The organism is Dehalococcoidia bacterium, assembly GCA_025054935.1.
Lineage (GTDB): Bacteria > Chloroflexota > Dehalococcoidia > SpSt-223 > SpSt-223 > JANWZD01.
This window is the reverse complement of sequence record JANWZD010000002.1, coordinates 121,567-133,199: the sequence shown is the minus strand read 5'-3', so window position 1 is coordinate 133,199 and position 11,633 is coordinate 121,567. Positions and strand designations below refer to the sequence as shown.

Sequence of the window (11,633 nt, the reverse complement as noted above, 5' to 3'; positions counted from 1 at the left end):
GAAGCCGCCTGCCGCGTCACAGCGGTCCACCTCGACCGGCTGGGCGAGGCGCTTCAGCCGCGGCGCGCACCCGGCCGCAGAAGGGGCAGCAGTTCCTCGCCGGCGCGCCGCACTTGGTCCGGCACCCCCTGCGGGTAGCTCGCCGGGATTAGGATCAGCTTGCGCGCCCCCGCATCGACAAACCGCTGGATGAACTCAGCGCAATCGGCCGGCGTGCCGAGAGCGAGAAAGCGGTCGACCAGCGGATGAAAGTCCTGCTTGTAGTTGTCCGTCATGAAGTCGGCGGCGGCACGGCGCGCTTCTTCTTTGCTATTGGCGATGTAGTACTGCAGATAGTGCGCCGCCGCAATCGCCTCCGGCTCCCGCCCGGCCTGGGCTGCAGTCTCCCGCACCTTCTGCAGGCTCGTCCGATAGCGCTCGGGAGTAAAGAGATAGGGCAGATAGCCATCGCCGAGCAGCGCCGCGCGCCGGATGGCGGCGTCGGAGCGCCCCGCTACCCAAATCGGCGGCCCCCCAGGCTGGACCGGCAGCGGCTGCAGCCGGACATCGTTCAGCTGGAAGTATTTTCCCTCGAAGGTGACCCGCTCGCCCGACCAGAGCTTCTTGGCAACAACGATCGCCTCATCAGTGCGGCCGCCGCGCTGCTTGACCGGCACCCCGCACGCCTCGAACTCTTTCGGGTATTCCCCGCCTACCCCAATCCCGAGGATGAGCCGGCCGCCAGAGATATAGTCGAGGGTTGCGGCCGTTTTCGCAGTGATGGTGGCGTGGCGCAGCGGCATCAGATAGACCGCCGTGCCGAGCTGGAGGCGCGGCGCCGCCGCAGCGTAGTAGCTCAGCACGGTCATCGCTTCCAGCACCGGACCATGAAAGACGATGTGTTCGCTCACCCAAATCGAGTCGAACCCAAGCGACTGGATTTCAGGCGCGAGGGTGTAGTGCGAAAACCCCGGATTCATGCCGACATGGTCGAGCATCGCCCTCCCCTCACGAGGCTGGCCGTCGGCGAACGAGGAAAGTCCACGGTCCTTCGGTCACGACGTCGTTATGCTGGTTGATGATCGCCACGTCATACCAGACGATGCCACGGTCGGGCTTCTTCGTCTCGCGCTTGTTCTGAACGATGCTCCGCACCCGGATCGTGTCGCCGACAAAGAGCGGCTTCTTATAGCGAAGCGTCACCTCGAGGACCACAATCGCGCCATTGTGAAGGCCCGAGCGGGAGACGAGCCCCGTCGCGACAGCGTAGCCGGCCTGCCCATGAAAGATCCGCCGCCCAAATTCAGACTGCTTGGCGAACTCTTCATCTGAGTGGATCGGCAGCCAATCGCCCGTCCAACTGCAGAACCAGACGAGATCGGCCTCGGTCAGCGTGCGCGCCGGCGACCAGAATTCGTCGCCGATCGTCAGATCTTCCCAATACAGGATTGGTGGCGCTCCTGCCACATCCCCTCCTCGGACATGGAATAGTGCCATCGTAGCCGATCTGCGGGAGCGCCCATGGATGATCTTTGGCGTTCGCGTTGCTATGATGCCCCGCGGATCGTCGGACCGGCCGACCTCACGGAGGGGAGACAGAGTGGCGCTACATGCCGAACGCGCTGCGGTACGGGCGCTTCGTCTGCCTTCCGTCTCCCGCCTCGGCAGCGTCGCGCTCACCCAGGGTGGAGCGCTGCTGTTCATTCTTGTTATCGCCCTGTTCTTCTTCGCCTCAGGCGCGAGCGGGCTGATTTATCAAGTTGCTTGGGTGCGCATTCTCAGCCTCATCTTCGGGGTGACGGTTCAAGCCGTCAGCGCCGTGCTCGCCGGCTTCATGCTCGGCCTCGCCGTTGGGAGCTATCTCGCCGGCCGCTTCTCCGACCGGATCAAGAACCCCCTCGTCGCCTACGCGTTCATCGAGTTCGGCATCGGCATCACCGGCCTCGCCACGCCGTGGGCATTCGGCCTCCTCCGCGATGCTTATCCCGCGATCTACCGGTGGAGCGAAGGCGTCGCGGCAACGCTCGGCACCCTCGGCCCGCTCAGCCTGACCGCAGCCCTGCTCCCCGACTTCATCCGGCTGCTCCTCGCCTTCGGCATCCTGCTCATTCCCACGACCCTGATGGGCGCGACGCTCCCCGTCATCCTCCGGTCGACCATCCTGAACGGCAGCTCGCTCGGCTGCAGCGTCAGCCTCCTCTATGCGATCAACACCGCCGGCGCGATCTTCGGCGCAGTCGCCGCGGGGTTTGTCCTGATTGCGAATTCGGGGGTGCAGGGGAGCATTCAGACCGCCGCGGTCATCAACATCGCCATCGGCTTTGCTTCTCTCCTCCTTGCCGCGATCGTCAACATGCTCACCTCAACCCGAACGACCGGGCTGAGCCAGTCGGCGGTCTTTCTCGCCTTCGGGCTTTCGGGGTTCTTCGCTCTCGGCTATGAGGTGATCTGGTTCCGGCTGCTCGGCATCTTCTTCGAGAACATCACCTACTCGTTCACCATCATGCTGGCAGCGGTCCTCTTCGGCATCGCGGTCGGCAGCTACGTCCTGGGACCGGTGCTCGGCGCATTCGGGCGCTTCATCAACTGGTGGATCATCTTCGCGCTGCTCCAGTTTGCAATCGGCCTCTGCGCTCTTCTCTCGGTGCGCGTGCTGGGCAACCTCGAGGCCGCGATCCAGACCCTACAGGGGTGGGAGTGGCTGCAATTCATCACTCAGTACGAAGACTATCGCTCGATCTTCGCGGCAGTCGCCGCGATCGCGCCGGCGATGTTCTTCTCCGGAATGACCTTCGCGGTGGCGGCGACGCTCTATGTCGGAGACCGCGAGGACGCCGGACGGCGCGTCGGGACGCTGTACGCCGCAAACTTGGTCGGCTCGATCCTCGGCTCGGCGGTCGCCGGCTTTGTCCTCATCCCCATCCTCTCCAGCCAACGCAGTCTGTTCCTCCTCTCGACGGGGTCGCTTCTCGCGGGAGCCCTCGTCCTCTGGCTTGCGCCCCGCCGCAGCACCCACTGGGGCTGGAAGGTCGGCCTGACTGCGCTCGGCGGGTTCATCTTCTGGGGGGCGGTGCAGACAACGCCGGACCTGTACGAGAACGTGCTCGCAACCAAATTCCCCCACCAAGAGATCCTGTGGTACCGCGAGGGGGTCGAGAACTCCGTTACTGTCGTTCGCAATCCCGCCGATAAGTACGTCACGCTGTACACGAACAGCCGCGGCCAAGCGCGTGATGAGCCGGCGTTGGTGGAATTTCACCGTCTGCTCGGCCATATGCCGATGCTCGTCCACCCCGATCCCAAGCGCGCGCTGATCGTCGGCCTCGGCGGCGGCGCGACAGCAGGGGCGATCGCCCAGTATCCCGGTGTTCAGGTCGATGCCGTCGAACTGTCCGACGCCGTTATCGAGGCCGTCCGGTTCTTCGAACATGTCAACTACGCGTTCTTCCGGCTGCCGAATGTCACCATCCGCCAAGCCGACGCCCGCAACTACCTGCTCCTCACCACCCAGCGCTACGATGTGGTCTCGGGCGACGCCATCCGCCCAAACGACGCCGGGTCAGCCACCCTCTACTCTGTCGAGTATTACCGCCTCGTCGCCAGCCGACTGACTGAGAACGGCGTCATGGCCCAGTGGATCCCGCCTTTCTCAGACTATCAGTATCGGATGATCCTGCGGACATTCCTCGCCGCTTTTCCGTACGCCACGCTCTGGCAAAGCGGAGACCTGATCATCGGCTCGAACGCGCCGATCACGATCGAGCGAGCGCGGCTCCAAGCGCGGTTCGCCGACCCGAAGCTTGCCGCTGTGCTGCGCGAAGCAGGCATCGCCAGTCCCAACGACTTCCTCAGCCGGTTCAACGCTTCGGCAGACGAGGTGCGCGCGCGGATCGGACCCGGCCCGATCATCACTGACGACCGGCCGTACATCGAGTATTTCCGCTCGCTCCCGCAAGACGGTCCGCCCGATACCACGGGCTACAGCCGCAACGTCCAGCCGCTCTTGCGCTAGGCCGCTCGAGCGCGCGCCCGCGACGACAGAGGCGGTCCGCCTGTCTGCCGCACGGCCGAGGCGCGCAGAACGAGCGGCCCTTGCGGGGAGACAACGGCTACGACTTCAGTTCGCGGGTCAGGAAGTCAACCATCTTCTGCCACGCGTCCTTCGCCGCCTCCATGTGCACAGGATTGTCGGTCGTCCGATGGAACGCATGGGCCGTGTTGGGGTAGATCTCATAGCTGAACCGCTTGTTGCTCGCCCGCATCGCCGCTTCGAGATCGGGCAAGCTCGCGTTGATCCGAGCGTCGTTGCCGGCGTAGACCGCCCAAATCGCGCCGCGGAGGTTTGGCACTTGATCCAGCGGCGGCGCAGGGCCGTACCATGGCGTCGCTGCCGCGATCTCGGACGAGGCGAGCGCGAGCCGGTAGGTATAGCCGCCGCCGAAACAGAACCCAAAGACGCCAAACTTGGCCGGCTGCACGCCCGGCTGCTGCTTGAGAAAGGCAAGACTCGCCAGCAAGTCGGCCGTCAGGTCGTCGGCCGGCGTTTGGCTGAGGGCGGCGGCAATGCGGGCAGGGTCGGCGACCGTCTTGGTGCCCCCCGCTCGCGAAACGAGGTCCGGCGCGAGCGCGATGAAGCCGACTTTTGCGATTCGGCGCGTTACCTCCTCGATATGCGCCGTCAGCCCTTGGTTTTCATGAATGACGATGACGCCGGGATATGTTCCCGGCTGAGTGGGGCGAGCAAGATAGCCGATGAGGGGACCGGCCGGACCGGGATAGGTCACTTCGCGGGCTTGCACCGCGGGGTCGGTGGGGGTGACCGTCGCGTCTGGACCGACGACAGGCGTGGCGGTGGCTGCCGGGGGACGGGTCGCTTGCGCCGGCACCGGGCTTGGGGTCGCCGCGAGCGAGGGGCCCGCTCCTGCTGCTGGCGCGTTCGCGGGCGAGCAGCCAAGCATGGAGAGCGCCGCCGCCGCGCTCGCCACGCTCCCTGTCACGAGCACCGCTCGGCGCAGAAGCTCCCGACGGTCGAGTCGGCCCTGGAGATACTCCTCGGCAAATTCCTCGAGGAGGTAGCGCTGATATTCGTTCAACGACGGCACCGTCTCCTCCTTGGCATGCTACCGCAATCAGTTTACGCGCCATCGTTGTCGCCTCGAAGATTTTTCACTGCCTATAATCGCCCTGAATGACGCGCTGAGGAGACCGATGCACGGCCTGCACGTCCAATTCATCATCAAGCCCGGCAGAGAGGAAGACTTTCTCGAATGGAAGCGGCGCGAGGGGGAACTGCAGCGTAAAGCCCCTGGCTTCATCAAGCGCTCGATGTGCCGCAGCCTCGAGAACCCCCGTGTCTTCTACTACACGACGTGGTGGCGCTCCGCGGAGGAGATGCACGCGTTCAGCCAAACCCCAGAGTTCAAACGGGCGCAGGAAGAGACCAACGTCCTGACCGCCGCCGAGGAGCGGATCCTCACCCCGGTCAGCGAAGTGTTCGACGAGCGGGGCGAGCGGCCAGACGGCTAACCGCCTCGCTTGCTGCTCCGGAGAGCAGCGCGGGCCCGCTCCTGCGGCACCGACCGCCGGGCAGTGCGGCAAAGAGCCCCCTCCTGCGGCGCGGGTCGAGCGCGCCAGTCGGGTGGCGCGGGAGCGGCCCCCGTCTCGACAGGAGCGGCCTCGTCCTGCCCGGCCGAGGCGACGACGTTCTCCGCCCAGAGAGGCTCTCCGGCCCAGGACCGATGACTGCCCTTCGCGGGAGAGCGATCTTCCGCAGCGATGCGCTTGCCGAGCGCCGCAGATAGCGCGGCAGACCAGCAACGAGCCGAGCAGGGACACTCTTCGCCGTCCCGCTGCTCTGCGCTGAGGCGCTCCTAGCCTCAATCGAAGGCGAGCGTCGTGCGCAGCCCGTCGTAGCCGACCGTCACGTGTTCGAACTCGCGGCGCGCTTCGTCGATCCAGCGCTCGGGGTCGGTCAGCGCCGGGCTGAAGTGGGTCAGCCAGAGGCGACGCGCGCCCGCGGCGGCGGCGAGCGCGCCTGCTTCGCGAAAGAGCATGTGCTTCCGTTCGACCGCGCGGTCGGCTTGCGCTGGGTCTGCGAACGTCGCCTCGCAGATCAGCAGATCGACCTCGCGCAGAAACGTCGGCAGCCGCTCGGTCGGCCGGGTGTCGGTGACATACGCCACGCTCAGGCCGCGGCGAGGCGGGCCGAGCACGTCTTCGGGCGCGATGACGCGGCTGCCGAGCTGAATCGCCTCGCCTCCCTGCAGCACTTTCCACTGCTCGACTGGGATCCCCAGTTCGCGCGCCCGCTCGGGGAGAAAGCGGGGCGCGCGGGGAAGGTCGAGCCGATAGGCGAAACAGGGCGCCCAATGGTCACCGAGCTGGCAGGAGATGCGCAACGGCCCGACATCAAAGGAGGCGCCTTCCTGCAGCTCGAGCGAGTGCACCTCGAACGGCAGCCGCCCGCTGAAGACGGTCACCGCCTCAAGCAGGCGGCGCAGCCCGGGGGGGCCGGCAATCAGCACCGGTTCGCGGCGATCGGCCAGCTCCATCGACAGCAGGACGCCGGCGATGCCGCCGGTGTGATCGGCGTGGTAGTGTGTGATCAGGATCGCCTCGATATCTCGGAAGCTGAAGCCGTGCTGCCGCGCCGCGATCTGCGTGCCCTCGCCGCAGTCGATCAACACGACCCGCCCTTCAGCGCGCACCATTGCGCTCGCAAGCCAACGGCCAGGTAAGGGCATCATGCCGCCCGTGCCCAGCAAGGCGACATCAAGCATCGCTAGCGCCCCGGCTTGCGCGTGAGCAGGGCGAAGTCGCCGATCACCTCGCGCACTTCATAGAGAGGCTCAAACTCAGCATAGAACTGCTGACGCAGAAACGGGTCGCGGCCGAAGATGATGATGACGCGGATCGGACGCCCGAACCAGTCGCCGGTGAACCGTCCCTTGTCGACATTCAGCAGATGCCACAGCGAGTCCTGGTCGACATAGTTCTTGTTGGGAAGATAGTAGGCGACATCTTTCCAAGCGAGGTAGAACTCGTCCGGCCGCAGGATCGACGCTGCAAGCGCCCCAATCTCGGGTCCGCCGCTGATGCCGTAGAAATAGTTCGTCGAGGTCGGCGAGAGCGACTGGTCATAGACAACCGGGAGGCTCCAAGCGATCGAGGCGATTGCGGGGAGAAGCACGAGCTGAGGGCCGATCCGGCGCGCAACGACCACGCCGACAGCGAGCGCCGGGAGGACAAGCAGCGCCGGCACCGAGAGAAGCGGCGGCAGGAAATCGAAAGTCCAGACGTTGATGTACGCCGAGCGTACCTCGAAGAAGAAGTATCCGACAAGCGCGGCCATCGTGAGGGGATGGAGCGCTACCTCGAGCGGATGCAGCCGGCGGAAGACCCGCGCTGAGAACAAGGCGACGGCGCCGGCTAGGGCCGGCATCGCGGCGATATGGTATTTCGGAAATTCGCCCGCCGTCTTGATGAGATAGATGAGGAGACAGGCCCAGGCGAGGGCGATGAAGAGATCGACGCCCTGCCCGCCCGTCACCCCATCAGCCGGCGGGCTCGCCGACACCACCGGCGCGGTGGGCGCCGGCCGGCGGGGCGCCGCGGCGGGGAGAAGATGCCGCCGGGCGCGCGCAGCGAGGCCGATGAGCGCCGCGATGAAGAAGCGGAGATGGTCGATGCCCCGAACGATCGTCGCGCCGGCCAGCACCAGCACTAAGAACGGCCCGATCCAGCGGAGCGCCGGCTGCGCGGCTTGGGCGATCGCGTCGAACGTGCGCAGCGAGCGGATGCCGTAGCCGGCGGCATCCTCAAACTCACGCGCGAGCACCTCAAACGGCATCTCGAACGGCATCCCGGTCATGAAGCAGACAAGCCACCAGCTCGGGAGAAAGAGCGCCACCCCAACGCTGCCGATCGTGAGTGCCTCGGCAACTCCGCGGTCAAGCCGGCCCTGCAGCGCCCGATAGACGACGACCGCCCCGAGAAAGAAGAACGGCGTCGTCATCTTTGCCCAAAGCGCGCCCGCAAACGCGACGCCGACAGCCAGCCGGCTCCACCAGCCCGCGTCGCGCAGAGCGAGGTAAAGCCAGACTAGGAGCATCACCATGACCGTCAGGACTGTGCCGTCGATATCGAGCAGCAGGGCGCTCTGCAGCGTCAGCGGGTTGAAGACATAGAGCAGCACGGCCCAAAGGGCAAAGCCGTCGCGGTTCGGATGCGCGCTGAGCGCAGCGCGCACCGCGAGAAAGAGGAAGAGGGCAGTCAGCATCATCGTCGCGACGCCGAGCAGGCGCGCAGTTGTTTCGCTGACGCCGAACAGCTTGAAGGTCAGCCCGAGCGTATAGAGATAGAGCGGCGGATGCCACAGCCCGTATTCATACTGCTGGTCGATCCGCCCCTTGTGATTGATCATGAAGCCGACGTTGGCGTAGGGGATGCCGGTTTGGGCGATCGCTTCCCCCATCTGGGCGAAGCTCACCTCGTCGTAGACATACCGCCGGCCAAGCATCGGCCAGAGCAGCGCGAGTACGACGGCCAAGATGAGCGCGAACGCGACCGCCAAGACGAGCGGCGTCGCCGCGGGCCGCTCGGCGGCCAAAACCCGCGCCGCGAGGAACGGCCGCGGCGACAGCGGTGGGACCGAGGGCGTGCGCAGCGTCACGGATTAGAGACTGTCCTTTCGCCTGAGAGCGACATACGCCGCTAGGAGGAGCACGAGCGCAAACAGCGCCAAGACGGCGAGATTGTGAGGCACTGCGATGTCAAATGTCCGCCCCCATTTATTCTCGTCGAGGATCGCGAGGCTCTGCCCCCCTTGCGCGCGCGCGATGCGCGGGATATCGACGATCGCGCCCAACGCCTCCCAGCTCCATTTGCTCAGCGTTGCGGCCGCGATGAGGCGGGCCAGCTCACCCATCTCGCGAACGGGGAAGATCGCGCCGGCAAAGATGATCTGCGGGAGAAGAAGGATGGGAACAAGGTTTCCGGCCTCATCGTTAGTGCTGACAAGCGCAGAGACGCCCAGCCCGAGGCACGTCGCGGCAAAAAAGGTGAGGAGCACCGCGGCGAAGAAGCCGGCGCGCGCTTCAAGCGAAGAGAGAGGAAGCGGAATCAGCGCGGCGACGATCCCGACTAAAAGCGCCGCCTGCACGACCGTGATGAGAACAAGCAGCGCGAGCTTCGCGGCGAGATAGGGCGCGATCTTGAGCGACACCATCCGCTCTCGGCGATAGACCGGCAGCTCTTTGACAATCTCTTTCGCGGCGTTCGACACTCCCAGCCAAATCGAGACGACCGTCAAGAGGAAGAGCACATTCATGCCGTTGTGCGCGTTGCCGCACGGCTGCTTCAGGTCGTCGCTCCGGAGCGCGGCCGGCAGGGCCGCAATTTCGTCATCGCTCAGGCCGCAGTTGCGCGGCCAGTCCACGGGCGAGAGCGGCGGGGGGAGCCGAGCGGCAACCAGCTGCTCTGGGGGAAGCAGCAACGGCCGCTCGCTGAACACCGCCCGGCCGTAGACCATCCCAATCAGGAGCGCGATGACCGGAGCCTGCAGCAGCAGAATGGCGAGCGCCCGCTTGTTCATCCAGAGCAGATCGAGCGAACGGCGCAGGAGGATGCTGAACTGACGGAACCGCGAAATGCCGTGGTCAGACGGTGGCGGACGGCGGCGCGCTGTCCCGGTAACGCCCTCGGGGTCGAGGGCGGCCACCTCGGCGAGATGGCGCAGGAAGTAAGGGGAGGCGCGGAACCGCTCCGCATACTGGCCCGGCGCCGGTTCCTTCTCGAGGACGTCGTAGATGTCGACAAAGTCCTGCACCCCAAAGAAGTCCAGCGCCTCCTGCGGAGTACCCAAGAAGGCGAGATAGCCGCCTTTGGCGAGAAAAATGACTTTGTCGCACAAGAGGATGTTCTGAGTGGCGTGCGTGACCAAGACCAGCGTGCGGCCTTGGTCGGCGAGCTCGCGGAGGAGGCGCATCATCCGCGTCTCCGTCGCCGGGTCGAGCCCGGAGGTCGGCTCGTCGAGGAACAGAAGGCTCGGCTTCGTCAGCAGCTCGACCGCCACGCTGACGCGCTTACGCTGCCCGCCGGAGAGGCGAGCGATCGGCGTCGTCTGCCGGTCGGTAAGCCCGAGGTCGTCGAGCACTTCATCAATGCGCCCTTCGCGCTCCGCAGGCGTCGTATCCCGCGGCAGGCGGAGCTCAGCCGCATAGCGCAGGGCGCGCCGCAGCGGTAAGTCGCGATGGATGATGTCCTCTTGCGGCACGTACCCGATCGACGTTCGGAAGGCGTCATAGGATTGGTAGAGGTCGATCCCGTTGTAGAACACTCTCCCTGCGGTCGCGGGGCGAAAGCCGCACAGGGCATCCAGCAGCGTCGATTTGCCCGTGCCGCTTGCGCCGACAATCGCGACAAACTCCCGCGGCTTGATCGTCAGGGTGACGGGCTGCAGGATCGTCACGCCGCGCCCCACAGTTCGCGTCAGGCCGACGGCGTCGATGCGGATCCCGCGCTCAGCCGTGACGGGCGCAAGTGTTCCGTCGGCGAGCGTAAGCGTGTAGGGTCCGATCTGGATCGTGTCGCCTTCTTTGAGCGCCTTCTCGGTGATCGGTGCGCCGTTGAGGAACGTCCCGTTCGTCGAGCCGAGGTCGATGAGCACAAGCTGCTCGCCCCGCCGCTCCAGTTTGGCGTGAAACCGCGACACTTGGGGATGGCTGAGAATGAGGTCGTTCGCGCGGTCGCGGCCGATCGTGATGACTCCGCGGCTGCCGACCTCGACCGCTGGAAGCTCGTCACGGCGTGCTGGAGGCGGCTCTTCCTGCGGCGCGAGGAAGACCAACTGGACGGTCTCACCAATCCGAACGGAGTCGTTGTTGCGCAGCAGTTTCTCAGCGATGCGCTGGCCATGGACGTAGATGCCGTTGCCGCTGCCGAGATCGACCAGCATCCATCCTGCCGGCGTGCGCCGAATTTCGGCGTGGCGGCGGCTGACGGTTGGGTCGGCGATGACGATGGTGTTGTCCTCGGCGCGCCCGATTGTGATGACGCTGCCCTCGAGCGGGAAAACAGCCGAGCGGCCGCCGCTCCAGACTAGCAGCTGCGGCGCGGCGGCCGTCGGAAGCGCCATGGTACCCGAGGGGAGAGGCAGCGCCGCGGTCTCGTCCGGTGTCGGCGAGGCGGCCGGCAGCAAGCGGGTCGTTCGGAAGGGCGCTTCTTCCTCGGGCGCTGCCGCTTCCCCCGCCGCGGTGTAGAGAAGGGAAAACGGCCCGATCTCGATCCGATCGCCGTCGCGGAGCGCAAACGGCTGGCGCGCCGCAAGACGGACCCCATTCACGACGGTGCCGTTGAGGCTGCCGAGGTCAACGATGACCACCGCGCCGTCGCGGCGAGCGATCTGGGCATGATGGCGCGAGACGGCGAGGTCGGGCAGCACGACGGCGTTGTCCTCAGCGCGGCCGAGAGGAGCAACGTCGCCGGCTAAGTCGTGCTCTGTCCGCTCGCCTTCGGGACGTTGCACCGTGAGGCGGCCAAGCGCCGGGCCGTCGGCGGGAATCACAGGGCTCCGATTCGCGAGAGATGACGGTGCTGCGCCGCTTCGCCGATGATAGAAACTGCCGAAAAACGGCGTCAAGCCGACCGCACGGACC

8 protein-coding genes are annotated in these 11,633 nt (G+C 66.0%); 2 read left to right on the top strand and 6 right to left on the bottom strand.

The window, feature by feature from the left end; genetic code table 11:
* Positions 1 to 53 precede the first annotated feature (53 nt).
* Entirely contained in the window at positions 54 to 977 is a 924-nt protein-coding gene (locus tag NZ773_03505) for an LLM class flavin-dependent oxidoreductase (protein MCS6800994.1), read from the bottom strand.
* Between the two features lie 10 nt (positions 978 to 987).
* Positions 988 to 1,446, bottom strand: coding sequence for a MaoC/PaaZ C-terminal domain-containing protein (locus tag NZ773_03500; GenBank protein MCS6800993.1), 459 nt, complete (start codon positions 1,444 to 1,446; stop codon positions 988 to 990).
* A 133-nt stretch (positions 1,447 to 1,579) separates the two neighbouring features.
* On the opposite strand from NZ773_03500, the gene NZ773_03495 reads away from it, so the two are divergent.
* Entirely contained in the window at positions 1,580 to 3,991 is a 2,412-nt protein-coding gene (locus tag NZ773_03495; protein ID MCS6800992.1) for a fused MFS/spermidine synthase, read from the top strand.
* 97 nt (positions 3,992 to 4,088) lie between these two features.
* Here NZ773_03495 and NZ773_03490 read toward each other — a convergent pair whose 3' ends face one another.
* Positions 4,089 to 5,081, bottom strand: coding sequence for a dienelactone hydrolase family protein (locus tag NZ773_03490; protein ID MCS6800991.1), 993 nt, complete (start codon positions 5,079 to 5,081; stop codon positions 4,089 to 4,091).
* Between the two features lie 106 nt (positions 5,082 to 5,187).
* Between NZ773_03490 and NZ773_03485 the strand changes: the two genes are divergently transcribed.
* Positions 5,188 to 5,505: an antibiotic biosynthesis monooxygenase gene (locus NZ773_03485; GenBank protein ID MCS6800990.1), complete on the top strand. Its 318-nt coding sequence runs from the start codon at positions 5,188 to 5,190 to the stop codon at positions 5,503 to 5,505.
* 350 nt (positions 5,506 to 5,855) lie between these two features.
* Here NZ773_03485 and NZ773_03480 read toward each other — a convergent pair whose 3' ends face one another.
* From NZ773_03480 to NZ773_03470, 3 genes are read right to left on the bottom strand one after another with little or no spacing between them, the layout of a single operon-like run.
* A complete protein-coding gene (locus tag NZ773_03480; GenBank protein ID MCS6800989.1) occupies positions 5,856 to 6,758 on the bottom strand; it encodes a ribonuclease Z in 903 nt (300 codons plus the stop codon).
* A 2-nt stretch (positions 6,759 to 6,760) separates the two neighbouring features.
* Positions 6,761 to 8,650, bottom strand: coding sequence for a glycosyltransferase family 39 protein (locus tag NZ773_03475; protein MCS6800988.1), 1,890 nt, complete (start codon positions 8,648 to 8,650; stop codon positions 6,761 to 6,763).
* A 3-nt stretch (positions 8,651 to 8,653) separates the two neighbouring features.
* Positions 8,654 to 11,542, bottom strand: a complete 2,889-nt coding sequence (locus tag NZ773_03470) for an FHA domain-containing protein (protein ID MCS6800987.1) — start codon at positions 11,540 to 11,542, stop codon at positions 8,654 to 8,656.
* Positions 11,543 to 11,633 lie beyond the last annotated feature (91 nt).